Source organism: Vibrio sp. 1069 (genome assembly GCF_033340555.1).
Map to the genome: position 1 here is coordinate 167,538 of NZ_JAWOWP010000001.1, position 26,704 is coordinate 194,241.

Below are 26,704 nucleotides of genomic sequence, written 5' to 3' on the forward strand. Positions count from 1 at the left end.
ACTGAGGTGAGTGGTTCTAATAATAGGTATCTGAATGAAAAAACTATTTTCAGCGAAACTTTTCTCCGCGCTTGTTTTAAGCTTTTCCCTCTTCTCTACTGCACACGCAGCATCTCCTAAAGATGAATTAAACAAACGTCTTTCTATGAATGATGGCTTTAGTGCAGATTTCTCTCAGCAGGTTATCAGCCCTGAAGGCGAAACGGTTATGGAAGGAGAAGGTACGGTTGAAATTGCCCGCCCAAGCCTGTTCCGTTGGAGTACAACATTCCCTGATGAGAACCTATTGGTCTCTGACGGTAAGACATTGTGGTACTACAGCCCATTCATCGAGCAAGTGAGCATCTACTGGCAAGAGCAAGCAACAGAGCAAACGCCATTTGTTTTGCTAACGCGTAACCGAGCAAGTGATTGGAATAACTACAAAATATCTCAAAAAGGTGACCAGTTCACTCTCATTCCTACTGCAGTAGACTCCACACAAGGTCAATTCCAGATTAATATTGATGCCAAAGGTGTGGTGAAAGGCTTCAATGTGGTTGAGCAAGACGGCCAAAAAGGTTTGTTCACCTTTAACAACGTGAAGCTGGGTAAACCAAAAGCAGACAGATTCACATTCACAATTCCAAAAGGTGTGGAAGTGGATGACCAAAGGAATTAATTGGTAGTGAGTAATTACACATTAGATTTCTCGGGGGACGAAGATTTTCGTCCCCTCGCTGCTCGTATGAGACCGGAAACAATCGAGCAATATATTGGACAGCAGCACATTTTAGGCCCTGGTAAGCCACTGCGCCGTGCGCTAGAGGCGGGTCACATTCACTCTATGATCCTTTGGGGACCACCAGGTACAGGCAAAACGACATTAGCGGAAGTGGCTGCAAACTACGCCAATGCTGAAGTAGAGCGTGTGTCTGCCGTAACGTCTGGTGTGAAAGAAATCCGTGCTGCAATCGAGAAAGCACGTGAGAACAAAATGGCGGGTCGCCGCACCATCTTATTTGTGGATGAGGTGCATCGCTTCAACAAATCTCAACAAGACGCGTTTTTACCGCATATCGAAGATGGCACGGTTACCTTTATTTGTGCGACGACAGAAAACCCATCGTTTGAGTTAAACAACGCATTGCTGTCACGTGCACGTGTCTACAAGCTAACGTCTCTCGATAAAGATGAAATCTCACTGGCGCTGAATCAAGCGATCAGTGACAAAGAGCGTGGCTTGGGCAATACACCCGCACATTTCGCTGATAACGTATTAGACCGCCTAGCAGAACTGGTCAACGGTGATGCTCGCATGTCTCTCAATTATCTTGAGCTGCTCTACGACATGGCAGAAGACAATGCGCAAGGTGAAAAAGAGATCACGCTTAAGTTGCTGGCTGAAGTGGCAGGGGAGAAAGTCTCTCGCTTCGATAACAAAGGTGATATCTGGTATGACTTAATCTCTGCGGTCCACAAATCCATTCGTGGCTCTAACCCAGATGCGGCGCTTTACTGGGCTGCACGTATGATTGCTGCGGGTTGTGATCCTCTTTATATTGCCCGTCGATTACTTGCGATAGCATCGGAAGATGTCGGCAATGCGGACCCTAGAGCCATGCAAGTGGCACTCTCCGCGTGGGACTGTTTTACACGCGTTGGTCCAGCAGAAGGTGAACGTGCGATTGCTCAAGCTATTGTTTATCTCGCGTGCGCTCCAAAGAGTAATGCCGTTTACGTTGCTTGGAAACAAGCGCTAGCGGACGCTCATAACTTACCTGAATATGAAGTGCCGCATCACCTTCGAAATGCGCCAACCAGTTTGATGAAAGACATGGGTTATGGGGCTGAGTATCGTTATGCTCACGATGAGCCTGGTGCTTACGCAGCAGGTGAGCAATATTTGCCGCCTGAAATGGGCGATCGTAGGTACTATCAGCCGACAAATCGTGGTCTGGAGACCAAAATCGGCGAAAAGTTAGATTACTTGGCTACTTTAGACGCAAATAGCCCACAAAAGCGCTATGAAAAGTAGGCGTTTTTGGATACATTTGTTCAGTAAATTTTTTTAACGCGTACGCTTGGAAAGTGCGCGTGATTTCACAACAAAAAGCATAGGATTAACAATGCTGGATTCTAAATTACTTCGTACAGAGCTGGATGAAACAGCTGCTAAACTGGCGCGTCGTGGCTTTAAGCTAGACGTAGATACTATTCGTAAACTTGAAGAACAACGTAAGTCCATTCAAGTAGAAGTAGAAAATTTACAATCCACGCGTAACTCCATCTCCAAGCAAATCGGCCAAAAAATGGCGGCTGGCGACAAAGAAGGCGCAGAAGAGATCAAGAAACAAATCGGTACGCTAGGTAGCGATCTTGATGCGAAGAAAGTTGAACTTGAGCAAGTAATGGCTCAACTAGACGAGTTCACGCTTTCTGTACCAAACATCCCAGCAGACGAAGTACCAGATGGCAAAGATGAAAACGACAACGTTGAAATCTCTCGTTGGGGTGAGCCAAAGTCTTACGACTTCGAACTGAAAGATCACGTTGACCTAGGCGAAATGGGCGACGGTCTAGACTTCGCAAGTGCAGTTAAGATCACTGGCGCACGTTTCATCGTGATGAAAGGCCAATTTGCTCGTCTACACCGTGCAATCGCTCAGTTCATGCTGGATCTTCACACTGAAGAGCACGGCTACACAGAAATGTACGTACCTTACCTAGTAAACTCTGACAGCCTATTCGGTACTGGTCAGCTTCCTAAGTTTGGTAAAGATCTTTTCCACACTGAGCCGCTAGTAGAAAAAGTAAACGACGAAGAGCCACGTAAACTGTCTCTAATCCCTACTGCAGAAGTGCCTGTAACGAACCTAGTTCGTGACACGATTTCTGACGAAGCGGATCTACCAATAAAGATGACAGCTCACACGCCATGTTTCCGTTCAGAAGCGGGTTCTTACGGTCGTGACACTCGTGGTCTGATTCGTATGCACCAGTTCGACAAAGTTGAGCTAGTACAAATCACTAAGCCAGAAGATTCAATGAACGCACTAGAAGAGCTAACAGGTCACGCTGAGAAAGTTCTACAACTTCTTGAGCTTCCTTACCGTAAAGTGGTTCTATGTACAGGTGACATGGGCTTCGGCGCTCGTAAGACTTACGACCTAGAAGTTTGGGTTCCTGCTCAAGAAACTTACCGTGAAATCTCTTCATGTTCTAACATGTGGGACTTCCAAGCTCGTCGTATGCAAGCGCGTTTCCGTCGTAAAGGCGAGAAGAAACCTGAGCTTGTACACACGCTAAACGGTTCTGGTCTAGCTGTAGGTCGTACAATGGTTGCTATCCTAGAAAACAACCAAGAAGCAGACGGCCGCATTGCAATCCCTACAGTACTTCAGAAGTACATGGCGGGCGCAACGCACATCGGTTAATTCATTAACCACTAGAACACCAAAACCCAGCCTTAGTGCTGGGTTTTTTGTTATCTGCGTCGAGTGAAAATACGTTGTAATGTAATTAGCACACGCATTAGTGACGAGCTCGCCCAGAATCTGGCAGTAGGAGATAAATAATATTTTTCTAAGCGGTTTTTCACGTGACAAGCTAACGTCCTCATTTGTCTTTGTTGTTAAACGTTATGCCATTAAATCATCTTTTATTACGTGTTATTTTTGCGCTTACCTTGCTCGTTTTCGGTAGGGTTGTCGCAAGCGAACTTATCCCACCTCAATACTTAGATACTGAGCGAACAGACCGCTTTTTCGCGCGCGAAGTAGCGAAACCTTCCAAAGAAAATATGCAACTTCGTAACTCGCTCTATTGGGGCTATGAACTTGAATTGAGACGTGCGCCTGACAAAGAAAAATTGGTATCGAATTGCCAAGACTTAGCTAATGCAAGTTCAGAGGGTTTTACTGCGGCTAAAGCTTATGAATACGGTGCGTTTAAAGCGTATTTAACTCAGTGTCAAACATGGAGTGAGATGGCAAAGTTAGCCGCCTCCAAGCGCTCATTTATATCGAAATTTAAGTTAGACGATAACTTTCCTAATTTAGCCCCAAGTGCGCTTGCTTTTGTTATTTCTGACGAAAGTGCGGAGAAAGCAAAGGCACTATCAACGTGGGATGAAGCAGACCATATCCAGAGAACTCATGTCTCCAGTGAAGTGAGAGCAGAGTACTTCGACGCGACCGATGGTTTTCAAGTCATTACGATTGTAGCAAAAGGTGATTACAACGCTGACGGCATCGAGGATATCGTTATTGAGAAAGAGAATAGTGTACTCAGTGGCTCGTATTCATCTTCACACGGATATGTATTAACCCGTATGTATGAGCAAGCGCTATTTATAGTGTTGGCAGAATGGTAATGAAACGATTGGCGGTCACTTGGGGTTTAAGTGTTGCTATGATGAGCACGTTTGCGGTTGCTAGCACCTTACCCAGAAAAGTCTTTGAATGTTCGGTAAACCAAACTATGAACTTTAGTATTTCGATAGAACACGTCAAAGGCGAGCTTACCTTTAATAAGTCCACTGTGAATCAAAGCCCAGTTTTACTGCGGATCAAACCTCAAGATTATCGTTTCAAACATTACCATCGAGCGTTGGTAGATGAGAAGTCACTGGAATTTAGTATTGGTGAGCGCGTCATATTAGTCAGTGAGTACTTTAACGAGGAGTTTGGTGAGGTAGAGAAGATACTCAGTGTTACTTTGAGAGAGCCTGAGCAAACGCAGTATTTTGAATGCGAGGAAGGGAGTATGAGTAACCTTGCATTGCTTTTCCATGAGAGCGCCGAATAATCGATTACAGAGTAATTATTACTAAAACGTAATAGTGTTTTCGAATTTACCCTAATTATCTTGTTATTTGTAATCGATATAATCATCCACCTTACCACGGTAAGTAGATTTTCTCATTCAAGTAACGAGGAGGGCTTATGGCCGTAGGGTGGGCAAACGACGATAGCGTCAGCCAACAAATTCAAAACACAATAGACGACGAGATTTTCCGTGTTCGTGGCAGTATCACAAAGGGTGAGAGCGCCCATTATTGCGATGAGTGTGGTGATGAGATTCCGGAAGCGCGTCGTCTTGCAATGAAAGGCGTTCGTCTGTGTATCGAATGTCAGTCAACAATCGAATTGGTATCTCAACGCCAAGCATTGTTCAATAGACGAGCGAGTAAAGACAGTCAACTCCGATAACTTTACTGCTCTAATAAATAACGAGACGGTTTGAGTCTCATACTCAAACCGTTTTCATGTTGAATTGAACTATGAAGCGAAGCAGTCTTTACGTTGCAACGCTGCATCAATCGCGTTAACTAGTTTCTCAATATCTTCCGGCTTGCTTATGAAGGGCGGCATCATATAAATCAGTTTACCAAATGGACGAATCCAAACTCCGTGTTCAACAAACAAGGCTTGGATGGCTTCCATATTCACAGGGCGATGCGTCTCCACTACGCCAATAGCACCCAACCAACGGGTGTTTTTCACCAAGTCGTATTCTTCAAGTTTTGGTAGTAACTCAGAAAACAACGCTTCGATTTGTTGGGTTTGCTGTTGCCAGTTACCTTGCTCAATCAATTCCAAACTTGCAGTGGCAACAGCACAGGCAAGTGGGTTACCCATAAACGTTGGGCCATGCATAAAACAACCTGCATCACCGCCACAAACGGTGTCTGCTACGTGTTTGCTCGCGAGGGTCGCAGAGAGGGTCATGTAGCCTCCAGTGAGTGCTTTCCCAACACACAGAATGTCTGGTTGAATATCTGCATGTTCGCAGGCAAACAATTTGCCGGTACGTCCAAAACCGGTAGCGATCTCATCTGCAATCAATAACAAGCCGTATTTGTCGCAAAGCTTACGCACGCCTTTGAGAAATTCTGGATGGTAGATACGCATGCCGCCTGCGCCTTGAACGATAGGCTCTAGGATCACCGCAGCAAGTTCTTTATGGTGAGTCTCAATCTTGTGCTCGAAGTCGGTAAGGTCTTCTGGCTTCCATTCATCCCAATAACCACAGGTTGGTGACTCCGCAAAGATATGCTCAGGCAAAAAGCCTTTGTAGAGAGAGTGCATTGAGTTATCAGGATCGGTAACCGACATGGCTGCAAAGGTGTCACCGTGATAACCGTGGCGCAAAGTCAGAAACTTCGGTCGGCGTTCGCCCTTCGCATGCCAATATTGCAGAGCCATTTTTAAGCTAACTTCTACGGCAACGGAACCTGAATCGGCAAGGAATACATGCTCAAGGTTATTTGGTGCGAGGGACAGCAACTTCTTACACAAACTAATTGCAGGCTGGTGGGTAATCCCGCCAAACATGACATGTGACACTTGATCGATTTGCTGGTGCGCCGCTTGATTTAGGTGGGGATGGTTATAGCCGTGGATAGTCGACCACCAAGAAGACATGCCATCGACAAGCTCTGCCCCATCTTCCAATTTAATGTGTACACCATTTGCTGAGGCCACTGGGTAGCAGGTCAGAGGTGTCAACGTTGAAGTGTAAGGATGCCAGATGTGATGGCGGTCGAAGGCGAGATCCATGTTCTATTCCAATAGCTGTTGAGATTAAAAAACAAACCAATGTAAACTTTATTGTTTCTTGTTGTGTTGACAGTTTATCGAGACTAAGTAGACTGTCAACACAACAAAAAAGTGATTAAAGGAATACACGTGGAAGTTCGTCATAACTGGACGCATGCTGAAGTGCGCGATCTCATGGAAAAGCCATTCATGGATCTCCTATTTGAAGCGCAGCTTGTTCATCGTCAATACCAACAAACCAACCATGTTCAAGTAAGCACGCTTCTGTCGATTAAGACGGGTGCTTGTCCAGAAGATTGTAAGTACTGTCCTCAGAGCGCTCGTTACACCACAGACATCGAAAAAGAGCGTCTGATGGAAGTCGAACGTGTACTCGACGCTGCTCAAAAAGCGAAAAATGCAGGTTCGACGCGATTCTGCATGGGCGCAGCGTGGAAGAACCCGAAAGAGCGCGACATGCCGCATTTGACCGATATGATCAAAGGCGTAAAAGACATGGGTTTGGAAACGTGTATGACGTTAGGTATGTTAACGCCAGAGCAGGCGAAGCAGCTGGCAAACGCGGGTCTGGATTACTATAACCACAACCTAGATACGTCGCCTGAGTTCTACGGCAACATCATTACCACTCGTACTTACCAAGACCGTTTGGATACGCTGTCTCACGTTCGTGATGCTGGTATGAAGATTTGTTCTGGCGGTATCATCGGCATGGGTGAAAGTGCCAACGATCGTGCAGGTTTGCTGGTTGAATTGGCGAATCTTCCTACACACCCTGAGAGCGTACCAATCAATATGCTGGTAAAAGTGAAGGGCACACCGCTGGAGACTGTGGACGATGTTGAGCCATTTGACTTTATCCGTCTGATTGCGATCGCACGAATCATGATGCCTCAATCGGCTGTGCGTTTGTCTGCTGGTCGCGAAAACATGAACGAACAGATGCAAGCGCTGTGTTTTATGGCAGGTGCAAACTCAGTATTCTACGGCTGCAAACTTCTAACGACCCCAAACCCTTCTGAAGACAAAGACATGATGCTGTTTAAGAAGCTGGGTATTAACAGCCAAGAAGTGTCTCAAAAACCTGATGAAATCGAAGAAAACGAATTGCTGGATCGCGTGGTAGAGCGCGTTGCTGCACGTCCAACTAAAGACGATCTTTTCTACGATGCCAGCGTTTAAATCTCGAATCGAATCTGCTCTTTCTGCTCGTAAAGCGCAAGGGTTGAATCGTTCAATGAATGTGGTATTTGCCGGAAACCAATCGATTTTAGAACATGATGGCAGACGCTACATCAACTTCTCAAGCAACGATTATTTAGGCTTAGCCAATGATCAAGCGCTTGTACGTGCTTGGCAGCAAGGTCTGAGCGTTTATGGCAGTGGCAGTGGGGCATCACCCATGGTGACTGGCTTCAGTGCTGCGCACTGCAACTTAGAAGCGGCGTTAACTGAATGGCTGGGCTTCGAGAGGGCGGTATTATTTGGTTCTGGTTTCAGTGCTAATCAAGCGTTGCTTTTTACCCTGCTAGAAAAATCAGACGTATTGATTCAAGACCGATTAAACCACGCATCTTTGATGGAAGCAGGGGCACTGTCAACGGCGAAAATGAAGCGTTTTAAGCACAACGACATTAAGCATTTAGAAACGCTGTTTACTAATGAAGGCAATCATCTGGTCGTGACTGAAGGTGTCTTCAGCATGGACGGCGATTGCGCGCCGTTGAAAGACATTGCGGAAGTAGCTCGCTTACGTAAAGCATGGTTAGCAGTGGATGACGCTCACGGTATTGGCGTGCTCGGCGAATCGGGTGGAGGCTCTTGTGAACTTGCTAATGTCAAACCAGAGATTTTAGTCGTGACCTTCGGTAAAGCGTTTGGCATGTCCGGTGCGGCGATTTTGTGTGACCAAGCAACGGGTGACTTTTTGACCCAGTTTGCTCGTCACCATGTGTATTCAACAGCAATGCCACCTGCGCAGGCCTACGCGTTGACACATGCGGTTTCTATGATTCAAGAGCAGTCTTGGCGACGCGAAAAGCTGGCGGAGCTAAATGAGGTTTATCAAACGAATCTAAGCGATCTGGATGGCTTTGTTGAAACAGATACCCCGATCAAGCCATTTGTGATTGGCGAATCAGAACTTGCTTTGCAGGTTGCGAACGCTTGTCGACAAAATGGCATATGGGTCACCGCGATTCGTCCACCAACCGTTCCGAAAGGTACCTCACGCCTTCGTATCACGCTCACTGCGAACCATAGTACAGAACAAGTTAAAACGCTTTCAATCGCATTGAAACAAGCATTAGGAGCGCTGTAATGGATAATGCAACTACCGCATTAGCGCAAACGCTCGCGTTAGAGAGTTTCCATCAAGATAAAGACGCGATTGCCTCTTCGTTTGGTAAAGCAGCAGAAACATACGATAAACATGCGGCTTTTCAACGTGATGTCGGGCATCAGCTGCTTGATAAACTTCCTGAAAACTTGACGGGAAAACGTGTATTGGATTTAGGTTGTGGCACGGGTTATTTCTCCCAACTACTTCAACAACGTGGTGCGGAAGTAGTCTGCGGCGATATCTCTCAAGCCATGTTAGATAAAGCAGAGCAGCGTTGTGGTGCAGTACGAATGCATTACCAAGTTGCTGATGCTGAAAACTTACCATTTGACGATGATAGCTTCGATTACGTGTTTTCAAGTTTAGCGCTGCAATGGTGTACAGATTTAAGTTACCCACTAAAAGAAGTGCGCCGCGTGCTAAAAAATGGTGGGAAAGCGTGGTTCTCTACACTGGTTGATGGATCACTGTATGAGCTGCGTGCATCATGGGAAAAAATTGATGCATATCAACACGTCAATAACTTTCTAACGCTCAATCAGGTAAAAATTGCGTTAGCGCAATCTCGATGTGACAGCCATCAACTAGACTTGACCACCATCACAGTTTGGTATGACTCTGCATTTTCAGTTATGCGTGACCTCAAAGGTATAGGTGCAAATCACGTAAGCGGGCGCTCACACGGTTTAACTAGTCGCGAGACTTTGTTAAAAGTTGAGCATGCGTACCAAGCGTTTAAAAACGATCAAGGTCTTCTACCTGCAAGTTATCAGGTTTGTTTTGGAGTAATACATCTATGATTGATGCTTTTTTTATTGCTGGTACGGATACTGATGTTGGAAAGACGGTAGCGTCTAAAGCCATTTTGCAAGCGATCGCTGCAAAAGGACTAAACACTATTGGTTATAAGCCAGTGGCAGCAGGGAGTGACAAGACTGAAGCCGGATGGCGTAACTCTGATGCTTTACACTTACAAGACGCCGCAACACTCGATGTGGCCTATGATGATGTGAACCCATACGCTTTAGAGTTGCCTGCTTCTCCCCACATTGCAGCGAAGCATGAACATGTCGAAATAAGTTACGATGTTCTGAGTCAAAAACTGGCTCAACATAAGCAGCAAGCCGATGTTGTTCTCGTTGAAGGTGCTGGAGGCTGGCGTGTGCCAGTATCCGATACGGACTGTTTATCTACATGGGTAAAAGAAGAGCAGTTACCTGTTGTACTGGTGGTTGGCATTAAATTAGGCTGTTTGAGCCACGCTTTACTCACAGCGGAGAGTATTAAAGCGGATGGTTTGAATCTTGTTGGCTGGGTGGCAAACCGCGTCAACCCTGGCACAGAGCACTACGCTGACATTATCGAGATGCTAGAAGCACGTATCGATGCACCTAAGCTTGGGGAAATTCCATATATTCCAAGTGCTAAACGCAAAGAGCTAGGCAAGTACATTAATGTAGAGCCGTTGCTAAACACTGACTAATGGTGTTTAGGATAAAAGACTAAAAACCCAAAGGGCTGCGCAATGCAGCCCTTTCTTGTTGGTGTAACCTAAAAAGTCAGATTACTTATCTTGGCTGAGCCCCATCAATGCTTGTTGTGTTTCTGCAACACGCTGAGACATATGATGATCGGTTGAAATACCAAGTTGTTGCTTTGCCTCGTCCTCTGAGATGCCTAGGTGACAACGTAGTAAATCAATAGCCATTTGATAGTCGTTAGTTTCTACCATGGTTTTTCCCTCAATACATGGAGTTTTTGAACTCACCCAATGCACTTTTTGCAATGTACTTAGAGTGGCTCTGTTTTGTTCATCTCATTCGAATTTAGCATGTCCATGTGGCCGCACAATAAGACCAAAGTCTATAGCAGAGCTAACGTACTGTTTTTGGTCTATTAAAAAATTTCTAGCTAAGTTGCTAAGAGGTGATAGATTTAACACCAAGATCATCTATCAATAGATGATGAGTAGCTCAGAGCTTATTTCATCATTTTGATAAATGTATATGAACGGAGGTTCCAGCTCCTACCAAAGCATGTTTTGAAATCGCTTGAATCAAATATTTCAGTCCCGAAAACAAATGTTGCAATTTATTGCTTAACCTTGTTTTTATCGCGGATAGACTATATCTATAACGCACGGAACATGAAAATCAACGGAATTGGCTTTTATAGCGATTACCATTTGTTCCTTATAACAATCCGTTTTAAAAAAACGATAAGCTTCCTCGGAGAAAAGTAATGAAGCGAATTATGTTATTCCTAGCAACTAACCTAGCTGTCGTGCTAGTGCTTAGTGTTGTTCTGAATATTGTTTACGCTGTAACTGGAATGCAACCAGGCAGTCTGTCAGGTTTACTTGTAATGGCTGCTGTATTTGGTTTTGGTGGCGCATTTATTTCGTTGATGATGTCAAAGGGTATGGCGCTACGCTCGGTTGGTGGTATGGTCATTGAAAGCCCGCGCAACGAAACGGAGCATTGGTTAGTCGAAACTGTGGGTCGTCAAGCTCAACAAGTGGGTATTGGTATGCCAACGGTGGCTATTTATGATTCACCAGATATCAATGCATTTGCGACTGGTGCAAAACGAGATGACTCTCTTGTCGCAGTTTCTACTGGTCTTTTACACAATATGACTCGTGATGAGGCAGAGGCAGTACTTGCACACGAAGTGAGCCATATTGCAAATGGTGATATGGTCACGATGACGTTGATGCAAGGTGTCGTGAACACGTTTGTTATCTTCCTATCACGCTTTATTGCCAATATCGTGGCGTCGAACGATGATGAAGAAGGCCAAGGTACAAATATGATGGTTTACTTTGGCGTATCCATGGTGCTTGAACTGGTATTTGGTTTCCTAGCTAGCTTCTTGACTATGTGGTACAGCCGTCATCGCGAATTCCACGCGGACGCAGGTGCAGCGCGCCTCGTTGGCAAAGAAAAAATGATTGCGGCTCTAGAGCGTTTGAAGGTGAGTCATGAATCTCAACTGGATGGCACCATGATGGCATTTGGTATCAACGGCAAGCAGTCGCTGACTGAGCTACTAATGAGCCACCCTCCGCTAGATAAACGTATTGCAGCGTTGCGAGGCCAGCAATACTAATTGTTCCTACTTAAATAATTGTTAATCTGCTGAAAAGGCTTGGTTTTGACCAAGCCTTTTTTTTTCGCCGATTGATCGCGTGCGAACTTCATCACGTACTACTTACAGAAATAAAGTTATACAAAATTATTTTTGTACAACTTTGGTGGAATGAACTATCTTGTACATATAATAATTTTGTACAACTTAATGGGCGTGTAGGAGTAAAAAATGGACATACAGTCTGTTGGCAATATCTATCAAAAGCTCAACAAAGCGAACTTACATCTGCTTAAGGATATATATCACCAAGATGTAGTATTTGAGGACGCAGCGCATCGTTTAGAAGGATGGCCAGCACTTTCGGATTATTTCACCTCATTATATGCCAACGTCATCAGTTGTGATTTTGTAATCCATGAGCATCAACAAGTCGGAGATACAGGCTTCCTAACTTGGACAATGGACCTTCAGCATCCCAAACTTCAGAAGGGTGCGCCTATTCTCGTCAATGGTGTTTCGCACCTCAAATTTAGCGAAGGTCAGGTCATTTATCACCGAGACTATTTTGATCTCGGAGAGATGCTCTATGAGCATTTACCGTTACTTGGTTCAGTCGTTAAAACCATCAAGCAGAGGTTAGGACAATGAACAACACCATCTTAATCACAGGCGCCACCTCCGGAATAGGAAGACAGCTTGCCCTAGATTACGCGAACTCAGAATGGAATGTGATTGCTTGTGGTCGGAATCAAGATGTTCTTGCAGAACTGGAGGCAGTTTCCTCCAAAATTCATACATTGCAGTTTGATGTGACAAATTATGAGGAAACTCAGCAGGCGCTCTCTAATTTGCCCTTTACGCCAAACACATGGGTTTTTAACGCAGGCGATTGTGAGTACATGGATGAGGGAGTGGTCGACGCGAAACTCATGGCGCGTGTGATGAACGTAAATGTTGTCGGTGTTGCCAACTGCGTTGAAGGCTGCCAAGTGCATTTAGAGAGAGGGCACCGCATTGTTATTGTTGGCTCTATCGCATCAGAAGTGGCACTGCCTCGTGCTGAAGCTTACGGCGCATCCAAAGCGGCAGTCAGTTATTTTGCACGCACGCTCGCCGTCGACTTGAAAAAGAAAGGGATCAATGTGGTAACGGTGTTTCCTGGTTTTGTTGAAACGCCGTTGACTGACAAAAACGACTTCGAAATGCCAATGATCATTTCTACTCAGCAAGCGTCGGACTCTATCAGGAAGCAGTTAGCCGCCAACAAGACCTATATCTATTTCCCAGCGAGATTTACCAGTATTTTACGTTTTATCTCGTTACTTCCATACAGTTGGCAAGCTCGCCTAACTGCTAAACTCGTATCATAAGAAGGAATAAAAATGAAAACAGCAGGAAGAAAGAAGATAGCGATTGTGGGAACGGGAATCTCTGGCCTTACTTGTGGTTATTACTTGCATAAAGAACATGATGTAACGCTGTTTGAAGCGAACGATTACATCGGTGGCCATACTGCAACCGTTGATGTGAGCCTTGACGGTAAAGAATACGCGATAGATACTGGGTTCATCGTCTATAACGACCGTACGTACCCTAATTTCATTAAAATGATGAGCGAGATTGGCGTTGAAGGTCTGCCTACTCAAATGAGCTTCAGTGTCAGAAACGATGGGAACGGACTAGAGTACAACGGCCACACAGTGTCGACATTGTTTGCTCAAAAACGCAACTGGGCAAACCCCAAATTTTATCGATTTATCTTCGAGATACTTCGTTTCAATAAACTTGCCAAGCGCTTCGCTAGCGAGCAATCCTCGCACTCTCAGACGTTAGGTGAGTTCCTTGACGAACACAAATTCAGTGCTTTCTTTACCGATAACTACATTTTACCGATGGGTGCTGCGATTTGGTCGTCGACTTTAGCTGACATGCGCGCATTCCCTCTTATGTTCTTCTTACGTTTCTTCCTCAACCACGGTCTGCTAGATGTGACTAACCGACCGCAATGGTATGTGATTAAAGGTGGTTCACGTTCATACATTCCACCATTGACCAAAGGCTTTGCCGAGAATATTCGTCTTAATAGTCCTGTCGAAAAAGTGGTTCGCAACGAAAAAGGGGTTGGCGTTCAAGTTCGCGGAGAAACGCATTGGTTTGATGACGTTATCTTTGCTTGTCACAGTGATCAAGCAATGAGAATGCTAGAGGATATCAGCCCAATTGAGCAGGAAATCTTGGGGGATATGACATACCAAGCAAATGAAGTTGTTCTTCATACCGACTCTGCCGTATTACCAAAACGTAAGGCAGCATGGGCATCATGGAACTACCTATTGGAAGGCAGTGAAGAGGAACAGCAACGCCTCCCTTCGCTCACTTATAACATGAACATTCTTCAGCATATTCAATCAGAACATACGTTTTGTGTAACGTTGAACAGTACTGAGCAAATTAACTCAAATAAAGTCTTGCGTTCGTTCACTTATTATCATCCAGTATTCACCACTGAGTCTATTGCAGCGCAGCAGCGCAAAGATGAGATACAGGGCAAACAAAGTACCTGGTTCTGCGGCGCTTATTGGTACAACGGTTTTCATGAAGATGGCGTGCGTAGCGCGCTTGATGTTGTGAAAGAACTAGAAGAAAAGTACCGCGAACAAAATGTGGTTCCTTTCGAAAAAGGCGCAGCGTGATATGGATAGCCAAATGAACAGCCGATTGTTTATAGGCAACGTTCGTCACCGTCGATTCACGCCTGTGAATCATGAGTTGAACTACTCTTTATTTATGCCCGCCATCGATGTAGACGAGCTCGATGCTTTAGAGAAAAAAGTATGGGGTTTTGGTTCGCGTTGGTGGCATTGGGCTCGCTTCAAGCGCAGTGATTACATTGGTGAAGGTAGCGTCAAGGCGGCAGTGCACAGCAAAATTGAAGAACTGACAGGTGTTCGCTGTACCGGCAAGGTAATCGCAGTCTGTCACTTGCGTTATCTAGGACTTTATTTCAGTCCCGTTAATTTCTACTACGTTTATAACACGGAAGGAGAATGGAAGTATCTCCTCGCAGAGGTGAGTAACACTCCTTGGAATGAACGACATTACTACGTGGTGTCAGCAGATAAAGAAGAAGAAAAGTTTGGTTGGGAACAAGATAAAGCATTCCATGTTTCACCATTCAACCCGATTGACCAACTCTACCGCTGGAGAATTAAGCCTTTGACAGACAAGTTGAATATTCATCTTGAATGTCACAAAGGAGAGAAACACTTTGATGCCACCATGGTTATGAAAGCTAAGCCACTTTCAAGCAAAACCTTATTGAGGTGTTTGATCGTTACACCAATACAAACGGTAAAAGTAATGGTTGGTATTTATTGGCACGCATTAAAACTTTGGGTGAAAGGCGCACCTTTTTATTCTCATCCTAAATATTCAACGCATGAAGAAATAGAAGCCGATATTGAAAAAACAGACAAAAAAAATAAAAAGCACAAGGAGAATTCTGCATGTTAAATACTAGTTCTATGACATTGCCGCGTAAATTGACGACAACGCAAAAAGCGGCTCGCGGAGTTATTTTTCAATGTCTGCAAAAAATGGAAATCGGCTGCTTAACAGTTATTGAAAGTTTTAAGACGGAAACGACAGAGCGAAGCGAGCGTCTTAGTGCGCCAAATGGGGAGTACAGTGGTCAACCTGTTGTCGCTACTATAGAGGTAAAACATCCAGGCTTTTATTCACGGATCTTGCAGGGCGGCAGTATTGCTGCTGGTGAGGCTTATATGGATGGGTGGTGGGATAGCCCCGATTTAACCTCATTAATGAAGCTGATGGCCCTTAACATGCGTGCTCTAGATAAACTCGAAGAGCAAGGCAGTTGGTTGACTAAAATACTGTACAAGTTCAGCCATTGGTCAAACAGAAACTCTGAAGAGAACTCACGTAAAAATATCCATGCGCATTACGACTTGGGTAACAACCTATACGAAGCGTTCCTTGATACCAATATGCTGTACTCGTCGGCGCTTTACAATCATGCGGATGACTCTCTAGAGCAGGCTCAAATCAACAAAATGGATCGTCTATGTCAGCAACTTGAGCTGAAGCCCACTGATCATGTTGTTGAAATTGGCACTGGGTGGGGCGCTATGGCGATTTACATGGCCGAACAATACGGTTGTCAGGTCACCACAACAACGATATCTGAAGAGCAACACGTGTACGCGGAGCAAAAAATCAAAGAGCGTGGCTTAGAAGACAAAATCACTCTACTCAAAGAAGATTACCGAAACCTAACCGGCACTTATGACAAGCTCGTTTCTATTGAAATGATTGAAGCTGTGGGCAAACAATTCCTGCCTTCGTATATTAAGGTCTGTGAGTCTTTATTAAAGTCCGGTGGCTTGATGGCGATTCAAGCGATTACGATTGCCGATCAGCGTTACGATTACTACAGTAACAACGTCGACTTTATCCAAAAGTACATTTTCCCGGGTGGTTTTTTACCGTCGGTAACCTCACTAACCCAAGCTACAACAAAATACAGTGACTTAGTGACGCGAGACTTGTTCGATATTGGTTTGGACTACGCCAAGACGCTGAACGAATGGCACTTACGTTTTAATCGAGCAGAGAATGAAGTGCGCTCGTTTGGCTACGACGACCGCTTTGTGCGTATGTGGCGCTACTATTTGAGCTACTGTGAAGGTGGCTTTTTGGCTCGCACGATCAGTGCCGTTCACATGACGTTTCAACGCCCGTAGTTCGTTATGAAGGTGTTTCTTGCTTCGACATGGTTCCAACTCTGCTGGTTTGCAGCGGTGCTTGGAACCTATCAATGGCAATGGGTGACGTTATTCCTTACTTTGGCAACCCTACTATATTGTTTGAAAAGCGATGCATCTTCGCTCAAAAGTATTAGTGTGATCGTCACGGTCGGGCTCGTGCTTGATACGCTCAATCAACAACTCTCGGTCTTTGTCTTTCCAACCCCATGGCTGCCAGTCTGGTTATTATGCTTGTGGGTTTTGTTTTCTTGGTATGCCTATCAACTTAAGTCAATTTTGTGCCGTTTCCCAAAAACCTACGTATCAATAGTAGGCGGTATCGGAGGAACGGCGAGCTACTTTGCTGGCCATAAACTCCAAGCCGTTGAATTTGGATTCAGCACTGGCGCTACACTGGCAATGTTGTTTGTCGAATGGTGCGTCATGATGCTCTTGATACTCAAGGTGTACGGAAATGAAAAGCTTGAAGAGAGACTTAACTCAGAGACTGACTAGGTTGCTTGCGTTGGTAATAGTAACTGGCTCTTTTGCTCTGCAAGCTCAACCTGTTGGAAATAGCGAAGCTGCCAGCAACATTGCGAATTGGAAGGGGTGGAAAACTGTTGGAGAAGCCCAACTTACTTGGTTCATCTTCGATATTTATCACTCAAGATTAAAAGCGCCTGATGGAAAGTTCATCGTAAGCGATGACGTATCGCCACATCCCCTTGCGTTGGAAATTAATTACAAGAGAGACATCAGTAAGCAACAGCTGCTTGATGTGACGGATGAGCAGTGGGCGAAATTGGGTTTTACGGACTTATATCGAAAAGCTTGGATCAGCGAGCTCGATCGTATGTTTCCTGATATTCAAAAAGGTGACGAGCTTACTTATCTAACAGATGGAAAATCTGGTCAGCTTTTTTATAAGCAGGTTGGGGACGTGCAAGTAAAGAACGTTGGCATCATTGAAGACGAACGAATGAACGATGCATTTTTGGCTATATGGTTATCACCCAACACAGAATTTCCGAAACTCCGAAAACAATTGATAGGGCAGGTTAGATAGTGTTTAAACGAATTTTTAAATCAGCGACTTTAGTGGCAGCTGTTTTTCTTTCGGCATGTTCCGCAGACATTGATAATTACCGCTCTTCTACACCGACTTTTGACGTATTCGGTTATTTCGAAGGCGACATAAAGGCGTGGGGGATGGTGCAAGATTATACCGGACAGCAAACGCGTCGCTTTGAAGTCGATATAGTGGGTACTGTAGCGGGTGATACGCTGACGCTGGTGGAAGACTTCGTGTTTGATGACGGAGAGGTGGACCAGCGAATTTGGGTTATCACTAGATTAGAAGACGGTCGTTATGAAGGTAAGGCAGACGATATTATAGGTGTAGCAACAGGGGAAGAGCAGGGCAATGCGTTACAGTGGCAATATGACTTTGAGCTACAAATGGAGGATTCATCAGTGACGGTTGCTTTTGATGATTGGCTTTATCGTCAGGATGACAGACACGCTTTCAATCTAACGAAAATAAAAAAGTTTGGTGTGGAAGTAGGAACAATAACCTTGTTCTTCCAAAAGCAGCCATAACAAATGGGGCTGATCTTCAATTAATAATCCATTCCATATAACTAAAATTATTTTCTCCCGACCTAACTCTCCTAACTAAAAAAGGTTGACGCTTTCGCGTCAACCTTTTAGGTATCTGGTCGTTACAGGAGGATTACAGCTTATCTGTCAGCTCGATTGCTTGACCGATATAGTTCGCTGGCGTCATCTCTTTCAGACGTGCTTTCTCGTGCTCAGGAAGCTCAAGACCGTCGATGAAGTTACGCATTGCTTCGCCGTCTACACGCTTACCACGAGTTAGCTCTTTCAGCTTCTCGTATGGCTTCTCGATGCCGTAACGACGCATAACTGTTTGTACTGGCTCAGCTAGTACTTCCCAGTTCTTGTCTAGTTCAGCAAGAAGCGCTTCACGGTTTACTTCTAGCTTGCTGATGCCTTTAAGCGTAGAAGTGTAAGCGATGATAGCGTAGCCAACACCAACACCAAGGTTACGTAGAACCGTTGAGTCAGTTAGGTCACGTTGCCAACGAGAGATAGGCAGTTTCTGTGCTAGGTGGCCGAATACAGCGTTCGCAAGACCTAGGTTACCTTCTGAGTTTTCAAAGTCGATTGGGTTAACTTTGTGAGGCATTGTTGAAGAACCGATCTCACCTGCAATAGTTTTTTGCTTGAAGTGGCCTAGTGCAATGTAACCCCAAACGTCACGGTCGAAGTCAATCAGGATAGTGTTGAAACGAGCGATAGCGTCGAACAGCTCAGCGATGTAATCGTGCGGTTCGATTTGAGTTGTGTAAGGGTTCCAAGTTACGCCTAGAGACTCTGTGATGAACTCTTCAGAGAACTTGTGCCAATCTAGCTCTGGGTAAGCAGAAAGGTGTGCATTGTAGTTACCTACTGCACCGTTGATTTTCGCTAGGATCTCAACGTTTTCGATTTGCTTGAATTGACGCTCCATACGGTACGCCACGTTTGCCATTTCTTTACCCATAGTAGATGGAGAAGCAGGCTGACCGTGTGTACGAGATAGAAGAGGAATGTCGCGGTATTCCACTGCTAGTGCTTTGATAGCGTCGATTAGGTTACGGATTTCTGGAAGAATCACGTTCTCACGCGCTTCTTTAAGCATTAGAGCGTGTGATGTGTTGTTGATGTCTTCAGAAGTACATGCGAAGTGGAAGAACTCGTTTACTGCGTGCAGTTCAGGAACGTCTGCTACTTTCTCTTTTAGGAAGTACTCAACCGCTTTTACGTCGTGGTTAGTTGTACGCTCGATCTCTTTGATACGGCGTGCATCTTCTTCAGAGAAGTTTGCAGCAAGGTCGTCTAGGAATTGGTTTGCTTCTGCGCTAAACGCTGGCACTTCTGCAATTTCAGCAGTAGCAGCAAGCTTTTGTAGCCAGCGGATTTCAACGATAGTACGGTACTTTAGTAGACCGTATTCACTGAAAATTTCGCGTAACGCAATTGTCTTGCTTCCGTAACGGCCGTCTACTGGTGAAACAGCAGTCAATGCTGACAGTTCCATGATGTTCTCCTGAATTGGGTTTCTAAATTTCGTGAGCTTTATACCAATAACTGTGGCAATTGTCACGAATATCGCGCAAACGTTTGCGCGATATTTGTTTTAGTCGAAAAAATGAGCTCGCGATAAACGCGAGCTGCTTATTTGATATTTTACTACAGACGAGCAAGAAGGATTTGTGCTTGCTCTACCATCTTCTTGCGCCCGAAGATTAGGTGGCGACGCTTACCACCAACTTGACGCCAAAGAACTGCACTACGAATGCCAGATAACAACAGCGCACGAACTTTGTGTTGGCTTGCCGTCTGCTGCAGTACAGATGGCGTGCCCGTTACTTGAATGCGTGGGCCAATAGGGCTAACGACATCCAGATAGATGCTCGCTAAATTGCTGATCATTTGATCGTCTAGTAGCTCAAAGTGCTCTGACTGACGCTTGGCCATTTGAATACGATCACCAAGCTGAGACATAGCATCGTTACGAGAGCTTAACTTACGCTCTAACGCCATTAAACTAATAATGTAACGAGTAATTTCACTGCCTGATGGTGTGCTATCAATCCCTTTAACCAAGCATTCTAGGCCGAGCTTTAGATCGGCTTCGCGACCGAATACGCCAACTGTGTTAGCAGGGTTCGTGCTCAAAATAGCGTTGATTGATGTTTCAAAAGCATCTTGATCACAATGTCCGTTTCTCGCTACCTGTTGAACTAAAGCAACAGCTTGGCAAATCCCAGCGAAAGCGATAGTACGGTCATAAAGTGTATTCGCCACGTAACGACTCCTAAGCTTGAGAATATTTAATGCGTTGCTCGATGATGCCGCCACCTAGGCACACGTCACCTTTGTAGAACACTGCTGATTGACCTGGAGTTACAGCAATTTGTGGCTCGTCAAAGATAACTTTAATGTTTTCATCATCGATAGGGATGATTGTACAAGGAATATCTTCCTGACGGTAACGAGTTTTCACTGTGCACTTCATAACATCGCGAATTGGCTCACGATCTACCCAGTGAAGTTGTGATGCAAGTAGACCTTCTGATTTCAACATTGGATGGTCTTTACCTTGAACAGCAATCAAAACGTTACGTTCTAGATCTTTCTCACCAACGAACCATGGGTCCTCGTTACCACCGCCGCCTTTACGGCCACCGATGTGTAGACCTTTACGCTGACCAAGTGTGTGGTACATCAGGCCTTGGTGTTGACCAATCACTTCGCCTTCTGGCGTCTCGATATTACCAGGCTGAGCTGGAAGGTAGCGACCTAGGAATTCTGTAAACTTGCGTTCACCGATGAAACAAATACCAGTTGAGTCTTTCTTCTTAGCGGTAATTAGATCTTGTTCTTCCGCAATGCGGCGCACTTCTGGCTTCTCTAGATCACCAACAGGGAATAGGCTACGTGCGATTTGCTCGTTGCTTAATGTGTACAGGAAGTAGCTTTGATCTTTGTTGCCATCTAGACCACGTAGCATCTGTGGTTTTTCACCATTTTCTGGGAAAGAGCGACGCACATAGTGGCCCATTGCAATGTAATCAGCATCAAGTACTTCATCAGCGAATTCTAGGAATGCTTTGAACTTGATTTCTTTGTTACAAAGAATGTCAGGGTTCGGAGTACGGCCAGCTTTGTATTCAGCAAGGAAGTACTCAAATACGTTATCCCAGTATTCGGCAGCAAAGTTGATAGTGTGTAGGTGGATGCCTAGCTTGTCACATACTGCCTGAGCGTCAGCAAGATCTTCTGCCGCTGTACAATATTCTTCGTTGTCATCTTCTTCCCAGTTCTTCATGAAAAGGCCTTCTACTTGGTAGCCTTGCTGCTTTAGAAGATACGCGGAAACAGATGAATCAACGCCGCCGGACATACCGACGATGACTTTCTTTTGGCTGTTATCAGACATTACTAAACACCACTTAAATAAACGGGATGCAGATTCTATCAGAATCCACAGACCGGTGACAGATCCGAGATCGAAATCACAATTCGTTTCGCTGGATTTTTCTTCAACAAAGATTCGAACGAGTAATTTCGCAAGTATAGAAGAGGTATATATGGCATAGTTGGCCAAAATCCAAGAGGAAACACCAAATGACAGAAGAAAACCAATTTATGCAAGAAAGTGAGTTGATTGAAATTGTGGAAAATCAGCTCGAAGATGGCAACCCGCTTAAAGTAAAAGAAACCCTTATGCGTTTAATGATGACTGGCACACCACGTGAAGATGCGGTTGCGATGATGGCATGTGCGATGTCAATTGAGATTTTTGATGTAATGAAGAATGAAGGTGAGTTCAACCTAAAGCGTTATAGCGAGCACCTTGAGCAACTACCAGATCTCAGCTTTATGGAAGGTGAATAAGCCACCTAAAAGAAAAAAGCTGTCAGCAAACGTTTGCTATAATCGCTTTTATTGCTGCTTTATTATTAGCGGTATAGAATCCGCTCTCCTTTTCATCCCCTTACTCAGACTGACAATATGAAATTTCCTGGACAACGCAAATCGAAGCACTATTTTCCTGTTCATGCTCGTGACCCGCTGGTGAGCCAAGCACAAGAAAGCAAGAAGATGACGCGCACTCACATCATTGGTATTGACCAAACCTTGGTTGATATTGAAGCAAAAGTTACAACGGATGTGATTGAAAAGTACGGTCTGAGTAAAGGTCACTCTCTGGTTATCGATGACGAAAGAGCAGAAGAGTTATACCAGCAACTGAAAGAAGAGAACTTGATTACCAATGAGTATGCGGGCGGTACAATTGGTAACACGCTACATAACTACTCCGTGCTAGCGGATGACCGCTCCACACTACTTGGAGTGATGAGCCAGGATATTAAGATTGGCAGCTACGGTTACCGTTATCTTTGTAATACATCAAGCCGCATGGACTTGAACTACCTACAAGGTGTAGATGGTGCAATTGGCCGTTGTTTTGCTCTTATCACAGAAGACGGTGAACGTACTTTTGCTATCAGCGAAGGGCAAATGAACCAACTCCATCCTGATAGCATTCCAGAGAAAATCTTTAAAAATGCATCAGCACTTGTACTAACGTCATATCTAGTACGTTGCAAAGACGGCGACCCAATGCCGGAAGCAACAATGAAAGCAATTGAGTACGCGAAAAAGAATGATGTGCCTGTTGTTCTGACTTTAGGCACAAAGTTTGTTATTCAAGATGACCCTAAATATTGGCAAGAATTCATTCGAGATAACGTTTCAGTCGTTGCGATGAATGAAGATGAAGCAGAAGCACTGACGGGGGAATCTGATCCACTTGCTGCGTCTGATAAAACATTGGAGTGGGCTGATTTAGTATTGTGCACGGCGGGTCCTGTAGGTCTATTTATGGCTGGGTATACGGAAGATAGCGCGAAGCGCGAAACTTCTTTGCCATTACTTCCAGGGTCAATTGCTGAATTTAATCGTTATGAATTTAGTCGTCCGGCGAAAAAAGACTCATGCGAGACGCCAATAAAAGTGTACTCGCATATCTCGCCATATATGGGTGGTCCAGAAAAAATTAAGAATACAAATGGCGCAGGTGATGCCGCGTTATCTGCTGTTCTTCATGATATGGCAGCAAATAAATACCATAAAGAAAATGTGCCTAATTCAAGCAAGCACAGTAACGAGTATTTAACTTACTCTTCTTTTTCTCAAGTCTGCAAATACGCAAACCGTGCGAGCTACGAAGTTCTCGTGCAACATTCACCACGATTGTCGCGCGGACTTCCTGAGCGAGAAGATAGCCTAGAAGAAGCATACTGGGAACGTTAATACGAAGCGGTTTAATTAACTATTCTGTAACTAAAGTAAAAGGCGCATTAAGAAATGTGCCTTTTTTATTTGTAATGGTTTAAATAAAAAAGGCTCCCTATGGGAGCCTTTTAAAAATAGCACGGATCTAGATTAGGAACTCATCCAGAGATTTACCTGCATCAAGTTGCTCTTGAATCGCCGAAGGTGTACGACCTTGGCCAGTCCAAGTTTTCTCATTACCGTTTGAATCTGTGTATTTGTATTTAGCAGGGCGAGGTGCGCGCTTCGCTTTGCCTTTCGTCTTAGTTTCGCCAGATAGCGCAGTAATAAGTGCTTCTACATCAATACCGTCTTGAGCGATTTTCTCAGCAATCTCTGCAAGCTTAGCTTCTTGCTCTGCTTGTGCTGCGCGTTCTGCTTCTTCTGCTTCACGACGCTCATCTACGACAGTAGTGAGTTTATCTAGAGCTTCTTCCAATTGTTCTAGAGTCAGCTCACGAGAAAATGCACGAAGGCTACGGATATTTAGAAGGGTTTTAGTCAGCTCTGACATAACGATTCCTATTAAAAGGTTAATGTGTTGGGCACTTTTTATCGTTACGATTAAATAATGCCAATCTATAAATAAACAAAGAGTCCTTATATTTAACTTTATCTTTTCCTTATGTGCAAATGCTAAATCAAGATTTTGTTTAAATTTGACTATTTTTTAAAGCAATTAATATTATTACACTCGAAATAAATCATTATTAGATGAGAACTAAAATCAACAATCATTATTGTATAGAGAGAGTGACAGCTTGGTTTTTTATAAAAAAATTTGAGTTATTACTTAAAAATATGAAGCATCCATCTTTAATGGTGTGTCATATATCCTTAATTTATTGATATAAGATAAACCATGATATTTCTAAGGTAGTAATAATGTTTCATAAATAACATGATTGATGTGATTTCAGTTGCACAAAACTTATGGAATTAGGCAAGGTTTATAAATTATCTCAGCCATTATTTATTTGTTTAATTTAGTTTGATGTGTTGCATTGACTCTCATCATAAGTACAATGGCTGCCACCTGATGCAATATTGCAGACAATTTGTTGTTAATTTGTACAGTTAGTGGTTAATTGTTTGTTGTTGCCGTAGAGGCGCGGTCTCGAAGAGTAGCTATTATTGGGGTGATGCCAATGAATAATAGTGGAAGGCGAAGATTGCCGAAGTAAGTAACTCATCAAAGTTACTTGCTGGGGTTGTATCTGAAAGGAACAACACTGCCATAGTATATATTCACATTAAACTATGGAGCGCTACTGTAGGGTTGGGTGGAGTGTTCGCTTCCCTGTCGCTAAGTTCAACATGAGCACGTATCGTATGCTACGTGACTTGTCTGCAGTAGATCTCTAGCCAAACTTTGGTTTTTGAAGATCATGAATTTAATAGATTTTTCTAGTTCTCCTGTTTCATTATTGCCACCTATTGTCGCTTTGACTTTGGCGATTTTGACTCGACGTGTATTAGTTTCCTTGGGTGTAGGTATCGTGCTAGGTGCGGTGCTACTTAATAGCTGGTCTATCAGCGACACCGCAGGTTACGTCAGTTCTCAAGTTTCTTCTGTCTTTATTGAAGATGGCGGAATTAACACTTGGAACATGAGCATTGTTGGCTTCCTAATCTTATTAGGTATGACAACAGCTTTATTAACGCTATCTGGCGGTACTCGTGCTTTTGCTGAATGGGCACAATCTCGAGTGAAGAGTAAACGCGGCTCCAAACTTCTTGCCGCCTTTTTAGGCGTATTCATTTTTGTCGATGATTACTTTAATAGCCTTGCTGTTGGTGCGATCTCTCGCCCAGTAACCGATCGCTTTTATGTGTCTCGCGCTAAGCTTGCGTACATTCTAGACTCAACCGCTGCTCCAATGTGTGTAATTATGCCTGCTTCTAGCTGGGGTGCTTACATTATTACTATTATTGGCGGGATCTTAGTCTCACATGGGGTCACAGAGTATTCTGCTCTTGGCGCATATGTTCGTCTTATTCCAATGAACTTCTACGCCGTTTTTGCGCTGCTAATGGTGTTCGCTGTTGCGTGGTTTGGTCTTGATATTGGTAAAATGCGTGAGCATGAGATCTCTGCATCGCAAGGTCGTGGCTTTGATAAAGACAAAGAAAATGACTCGCAAGAAGCGCATGACCTAAACGAAGAGCTAGATATCCGTGAAAGTGAAAAGGGTAAAGTGTCAGATTTGATACTTCCTATCGTGACGCTGATTATCGCCACTATCGCTTCAATGCTTTACACGGGTGGCCAAGCATTGGCTGCTGATGGTAAGGAGTTTGCGCTTCTTGGTGCTTTTGAAAATACAGATGTAGGTACATCACTAATCTACGGTAGCTTGCTTGGCTTAGCAGTTGCACTGTTTACTGTTGTGAAGCAAGGTCTACCAATGGCTGAGATCGCACGTACACTTTGGATTGGTGCTAAGTCTATGTTTGGTGCGATTCTAATCTTAGTATTTGCCTGGACCATTGGTTCTGTTATCGGTGATATGAAGACTGGTACTTACCTTTCGACAATGGCGCAGGGCAACATTAACCCGCACTGGCTACCAGTTATCCTATTCTTGTTGTCTGGCCTAATGGCGTTCTCAACAGGTACTTCATGGGGTACGTTCGGTATCATGTTACCAATCGCGGGTGACATGGCTGGCGCAACAGACGTAGCGCTAATGCTACCGATGCTGAGTGCGGTTTTAGCTGGTGCGGTATTCGGTGACCATTGTTCACCAATCTCAGATACGACTATCTTGTCATCGACGGGTGCACGTTGTAACCACATTGATCACGTATCAACACAGCTACCTTATGCATTATCAGTCGCGCTTGTTTCATGCGTCGGCTTTATTGCCCTTGGTATGACTGCTTCAATTGCGTTCTCGTTCATTGCAGCGTCGATCACATTCGTTATCGTTTGCGCTATTTTGTCATGGCTTTCAAAGTCTAAAATAGCGTCTTGCCAGAGTGCGTAATTCACTGATTTAAAAGGTGAAATTGTAGGAGGCTTCGGCCTCCTTTTTTATTTGTATTAT

At 44.3% G+C, this 26,704-nt stretch carries 28 protein-coding genes and 1 riboswitch; of the genes, 22 read left to right on the forward strand and 6 right to left on the reverse strand.

What is annotated here, in order from left to right:
* Positions 1 to 34 precede the first annotated feature (34 nt).
* From lolA to R7040_RS00740, 6 genes are all read left to right on the forward strand, one after another.
* Entirely contained in the window at positions 35 to 661 is a 627-nt protein-coding gene (lolA, locus tag R7040_RS00715; RefSeq protein ID WP_005388103.1) for an outer membrane lipoprotein chaperone LolA, read from the forward strand.
* Entirely contained in the window at positions 662 to 2,017 is a 1,356-nt protein-coding gene (locus R7040_RS00720) for a replication-associated recombination protein A (RefSeq protein WP_318095209.1), read from the forward strand.
* Positions 2,018 to 2,108: 91 nt separating this feature from the next.
* Positions 2,109 to 3,416 carry a serine--tRNA ligase gene (gene serS, locus R7040_RS00725; RefSeq protein ID WP_005437179.1) on the forward strand — a complete coding sequence of 436 codons (1,308 nt, stop codon included), beginning with the start codon at positions 2,109 to 2,111 and terminating at the stop codon, positions 3,414 to 3,416.
* Positions 3,417 to 3,622: 206 nt separating this feature from the next.
* A complete protein-coding gene (locus R7040_RS00730; protein WP_318081281.1) occupies positions 3,623 to 4,354 on the forward strand; it encodes an ATPase in 732 nt (243 codons plus the stop codon).
* Entirely contained in the window at positions 4,348 to 4,788 is a 441-nt protein-coding gene (locus tag R7040_RS00735) for a hypothetical protein (RefSeq protein WP_064353790.1), read from the forward strand. Before R7040_RS00730 ends, R7040_RS00735 begins: the two co-directional genes overlap by 7 nt.
* 137 nt (positions 4,789 to 4,925) lie before the next feature.
* The gene (locus tag R7040_RS00740) at positions 4,926 to 5,192 is read left to right on the forward strand and encodes a DksA/TraR family C4-type zinc finger protein (RefSeq protein ID WP_045413777.1); all 267 of its coding nucleotides are present in this window, start codon (positions 4,926 to 4,928) and stop codon (positions 5,190 to 5,192) included.
* A gap of 69 nt (positions 5,193 to 5,261) precedes the next feature.
* Here R7040_RS00740 and bioA read toward each other — a convergent pair whose 3' ends face one another.
* Positions 5,262 to 6,542 (reverse strand): adenosylmethionine--8-amino-7-oxononanoate transaminase, encoded by a 1,281-nt coding sequence (gene bioA, locus R7040_RS00745; RefSeq protein WP_064353791.1) that lies wholly within the window; start codon positions 6,540 to 6,542, stop codon positions 5,262 to 5,264.
* 129 nt (positions 6,543 to 6,671) lie between these two features.
* Here bioA and bioB point away from each other — a divergent pair, with 129 nt between their 5' ends.
* From bioB to bioD, 4 genes are read left to right on the forward strand one after another with little or no spacing between them, the layout of a single operon-like run.
* Positions 6,672 to 7,724, forward strand: a complete 1,053-nt coding sequence (gene bioB / locus R7040_RS00750; protein WP_005495747.1) for a biotin synthase BioB — start codon at positions 6,672 to 6,674, stop codon at positions 7,722 to 7,724.
* Positions 7,711 to 8,862, forward strand: coding sequence for an 8-amino-7-oxononanoate synthase (gene bioF / locus R7040_RS00755; RefSeq protein ID WP_025631796.1), 1,152 nt, complete (start codon positions 7,711 to 7,713; stop codon positions 8,860 to 8,862). Before bioB ends, bioF begins: the two co-directional genes overlap by 14 nt.
* Positions 8,862 to 9,683: a malonyl-ACP O-methyltransferase BioC gene (bioC, locus tag R7040_RS00760; RefSeq protein WP_005388087.1), complete on the forward strand. Its 822-nt coding sequence runs from the start codon at positions 8,862 to 8,864 to the stop codon at positions 9,681 to 9,683. The genes bioF and bioC overlap by 1 nt, the downstream gene beginning before the upstream one ends.
* Positions 9,680 to 10,366, forward strand: coding sequence for a dethiobiotin synthase (gene bioD / locus R7040_RS00765; protein WP_005378217.1), 687 nt, complete (start codon positions 9,680 to 9,682; stop codon positions 10,364 to 10,366). Before bioC ends, bioD begins: the two co-directional genes overlap by 4 nt.
* An 81-nt stretch (positions 10,367 to 10,447) precedes the next feature.
* On the opposite strand, the gene R7040_RS00770 is transcribed toward bioD, so the two are convergent.
* The gene (locus R7040_RS00770) at positions 10,448 to 10,651 is read right to left on the reverse strand and encodes a hypothetical protein (RefSeq protein ID WP_054575128.1); all 204 of its coding nucleotides are present in this window, start codon (positions 10,649 to 10,651) and stop codon (positions 10,448 to 10,450) included.
* Positions 10,652 to 11,124: 473 nt separating this feature from the next.
* Between R7040_RS00770 and htpX the strand changes: the two genes are divergently transcribed.
* From htpX to R7040_RS00815, 9 genes are all read left to right on the forward strand, one after another.
* Positions 11,125 to 11,994: a protease HtpX gene (htpX, locus tag R7040_RS00775; protein WP_005388085.1), complete on the forward strand. Its 870-nt coding sequence runs from the start codon at positions 11,125 to 11,127 to the stop codon at positions 11,992 to 11,994.
* Positions 11,995 to 12,204: 210 nt separating this feature from the next.
* A complete protein-coding gene (locus R7040_RS00780; RefSeq protein WP_005378211.1) occupies positions 12,205 to 12,624 on the forward strand; it encodes a nuclear transport factor 2 family protein in 420 nt (139 codons plus the stop codon).
* Positions 12,621 to 13,346, forward strand: a complete 726-nt coding sequence (locus R7040_RS00785; RefSeq protein ID WP_005378209.1) for an SDR family oxidoreductase — start codon at positions 12,621 to 12,623, stop codon at positions 13,344 to 13,346. The genes R7040_RS00780 and R7040_RS00785 overlap by 4 nt, the downstream gene beginning before the upstream one ends.
* Before the next feature lie 12 nt (positions 13,347 to 13,358).
* Complete coding sequence (locus R7040_RS00790) at positions 13,359 to 14,669, forward strand: NAD(P)/FAD-dependent oxidoreductase (protein WP_017821708.1); 1,311 nt, start codon at positions 13,359 to 13,361, stop codon at positions 14,667 to 14,669.
* Between the two features lies 1 nt (position 14,670).
* Positions 14,671 to 15,489, forward strand: a complete 819-nt coding sequence (locus tag R7040_RS00795; RefSeq protein ID WP_064353793.1) for a DUF1365 domain-containing protein — start codon at positions 14,671 to 14,673, stop codon at positions 15,487 to 15,489.
* Positions 15,483 to 16,739, forward strand: coding sequence for a cyclopropane-fatty-acyl-phospholipid synthase family protein (locus tag R7040_RS00800; RefSeq protein WP_318081280.1), 1,257 nt, complete (start codon positions 15,483 to 15,485; stop codon positions 16,737 to 16,739). Before R7040_RS00795 ends, R7040_RS00800 begins: the two co-directional genes overlap by 7 nt.
* A 6-nt stretch (positions 16,740 to 16,745) precedes the next feature.
* Positions 16,746 to 17,258 (forward strand): DUF2878 domain-containing protein, encoded by a 513-nt coding sequence (locus R7040_RS00805; RefSeq protein WP_318081279.1) that lies wholly within the window; start codon positions 16,746 to 16,748, stop codon positions 17,256 to 17,258.
* The gene (locus R7040_RS00810) at positions 17,218 to 17,811 is read left to right on the forward strand and encodes a chalcone isomerase family protein (protein ID WP_182016338.1); all 594 of its coding nucleotides are present in this window, start codon (positions 17,218 to 17,220) and stop codon (positions 17,809 to 17,811) included. Before R7040_RS00805 ends, R7040_RS00810 begins: the two co-directional genes overlap by 41 nt.
* Positions 17,811 to 18,344 carry a DUF3833 domain-containing protein gene (locus R7040_RS00815; protein WP_225491463.1) on the forward strand — a complete coding sequence of 178 codons (534 nt, stop codon included), beginning with the start codon at positions 17,811 to 17,813 and terminating at the stop codon, positions 18,342 to 18,344. Before R7040_RS00810 ends, R7040_RS00815 begins: the two co-directional genes overlap by 1 nt.
* A 133-nt stretch (positions 18,345 to 18,477) precedes the next feature.
* On the opposite strand, the gene purB is transcribed toward R7040_RS00815, so the two are convergent.
* From purB to mnmA, 3 genes are all read right to left on the reverse strand, one after another.
* Complete coding sequence (gene purB / locus R7040_RS00820; RefSeq protein WP_005378198.1) at positions 18,478 to 19,848, reverse strand: adenylosuccinate lyase; 1,371 nt, start codon at positions 19,846 to 19,848, stop codon at positions 18,478 to 18,480.
* Positions 19,849 to 20,000: 152 nt separating this feature from the next.
* The gene (gene hflD / locus R7040_RS00825) at positions 20,001 to 20,618 is read right to left on the reverse strand and encodes a high frequency lysogenization protein HflD (RefSeq protein ID WP_005378194.1); all 618 of its coding nucleotides are present in this window, start codon (positions 20,616 to 20,618) and stop codon (positions 20,001 to 20,003) included.
* 10 nt (positions 20,619 to 20,628) lie between these two features.
* Positions 20,629 to 21,753 carry a tRNA 2-thiouridine(34) synthase MnmA gene (gene mnmA / locus R7040_RS00830; protein ID WP_005378192.1) on the reverse strand — a complete coding sequence of 375 codons (1,125 nt, stop codon included), beginning with the start codon at positions 21,751 to 21,753 and terminating at the stop codon, positions 20,629 to 20,631.
* A gap of 188 nt (positions 21,754 to 21,941) precedes the next feature.
* Between mnmA and R7040_RS00835 the strand changes: the two genes are divergently transcribed.
* Together R7040_RS00835 and R7040_RS00840 are read left to right on the forward strand one after the other, a co-directional pair.
* On the forward strand, positions 21,942 to 22,211 hold the full coding sequence (locus tag R7040_RS00835) for a hypothetical protein (RefSeq protein WP_005378190.1): 270 nt from the start codon (positions 21,942 to 21,944) through the stop codon (positions 22,209 to 22,211).
* A gap of 117 nt (positions 22,212 to 22,328) precedes the next feature.
* Positions 22,329 to 23,633, forward strand: coding sequence for an inosine/guanosine kinase (locus R7040_RS00840; RefSeq protein ID WP_005378187.1), 1,305 nt, complete (start codon positions 22,329 to 22,331; stop codon positions 23,631 to 23,633).
* Between the two features lie 127 nt (positions 23,634 to 23,760).
* Here R7040_RS00840 and R7040_RS00845 read toward each other — a convergent pair whose 3' ends face one another.
* Positions 23,761 to 24,168, reverse strand: coding sequence for an H-NS family nucleoid-associated regulatory protein (locus tag R7040_RS00845; protein WP_005378185.1), 408 nt, complete (start codon positions 24,166 to 24,168; stop codon positions 23,761 to 23,763).
* Positions 24,169 to 24,750: 582 nt separating this feature from the next.
* Positions 24,751 to 24,933, forward strand: a riboswitch (Lysine riboswitch).
* Between the two features lie 109 nt (positions 24,934 to 25,042).
* Between R7040_RS00845 and tet(35) the strand changes: the two genes are divergently transcribed.
* Positions 25,043 to 26,644 carry a tetracycline efflux Na+/H+ antiporter family transporter Tet(35) gene (gene tet(35) / locus R7040_RS00850; protein ID WP_053349499.1) on the forward strand — a complete coding sequence of 534 codons (1,602 nt, stop codon included), beginning with the start codon at positions 25,043 to 25,045 and terminating at the stop codon, positions 26,642 to 26,644.
* Positions 26,645 to 26,704 lie beyond the last annotated feature (60 nt).

Coding starts and splice junctions, on each gene's coding strand:
- R7040_RS00780 (WP_005378211.1), top strand. CDS start 12,205: ATGGACATACAGTCTGTTGGCAATATCTATCAAAAGCTCAACAAAGCG.
- R7040_RS00795 (WP_064353793.1), top strand. CDS start 14,671: ATGGATAGCCAAATGAACAGCCGATTGTTTATAGGCAACGTTCGTCAC.
- R7040_RS00800 (WP_318081280.1), top strand. CDS start 15,483: ATGTTAAATACTAGTTCTATGACATTGCCGCGTAAATTGACGACAACG.
- R7040_RS00740 (WP_045413777.1), top strand. CDS start 4,926: ATGGCCGTAGGGTGGGCAAACGACGATAGCGTCAGCCAACAAATTCAA.
- R7040_RS00840 (WP_005378187.1), top strand. CDS start 22,329: ATGAAATTTCCTGGACAACGCAAATCGAAGCACTATTTTCCTGTTCAT.
- htpX (WP_005388085.1), top strand. CDS start 11,125: ATGAAGCGAATTATGTTATTCCTAGCAACTAACCTAGCTGTCGTGCTA.
- mnmA (WP_005378192.1), bottom strand. CDS start 21,753: ATGTCTGATAACAGCCAAAAGAAAGTCATCGTCGGTATGTCCGGCGGC.
- R7040_RS00790 (WP_017821708.1), top strand. CDS start 13,359: ATGAAAACAGCAGGAAGAAAGAAGATAGCGATTGTGGGAACGGGAATC.
- R7040_RS00805 (WP_318081279.1), top strand. CDS start 16,746: ATGAAGGTGTTTCTTGCTTCGACATGGTTCCAACTCTGCTGGTTTGCA.
- bioD (WP_005378217.1), top strand. CDS start 9,680: ATGATTGATGCTTTTTTTATTGCTGGTACGGATACTGATGTTGGAAAG.
- R7040_RS00810 (WP_182016338.1), top strand. CDS start 17,218: ATGAAAAGCTTGAAGAGAGACTTAACTCAGAGACTGACTAGGTTGCTT.
- purB (WP_005378198.1), bottom strand. CDS start 19,848: ATGGAACTGTCAGCATTGACTGCTGTTTCACCAGTAGACGGCCGTTAC.
- R7040_RS00835 (WP_005378190.1), top strand. CDS start 21,942: ATGACAGAAGAAAACCAATTTATGCAAGAAAGTGAGTTGATTGAAATT.
- bioF (WP_025631796.1), top strand. CDS start 7,711: ATGCCAGCGTTTAAATCTCGAATCGAATCTGCTCTTTCTGCTCGTAAA.
- R7040_RS00730 (WP_318081281.1), top strand. CDS start 3,623: ATGCCATTAAATCATCTTTTATTACGTGTTATTTTTGCGCTTACCTTG.
- R7040_RS00845 (WP_005378185.1), bottom strand. CDS start 24,168: ATGTCAGAGCTGACTAAAACCCTTCTAAATATCCGTAGCCTTCGTGCA.
- lolA (WP_005388103.1), top strand. CDS start 35: ATGAAAAAACTATTTTCAGCGAAACTTTTCTCCGCGCTTGTTTTAAGC.
- R7040_RS00785 (WP_005378209.1), top strand. CDS start 12,621: ATGAACAACACCATCTTAATCACAGGCGCCACCTCCGGAATAGGAAGA.
- bioA (WP_064353791.1), bottom strand. CDS start 6,542: ATGGATCTCGCCTTCGACCGCCATCACATCTGGCATCCTTACACTTCA.
- serS (WP_005437179.1), top strand. CDS start 2,109: ATGCTGGATTCTAAATTACTTCGTACAGAGCTGGATGAAACAGCTGCT.
- bioC (WP_005388087.1), top strand. CDS start 8,862: ATGGATAATGCAACTACCGCATTAGCGCAAACGCTCGCGTTAGAGAGT.
- R7040_RS00735 (WP_064353790.1), top strand. CDS start 4,348: ATGGTAATGAAACGATTGGCGGTCACTTGGGGTTTAAGTGTTGCTATG.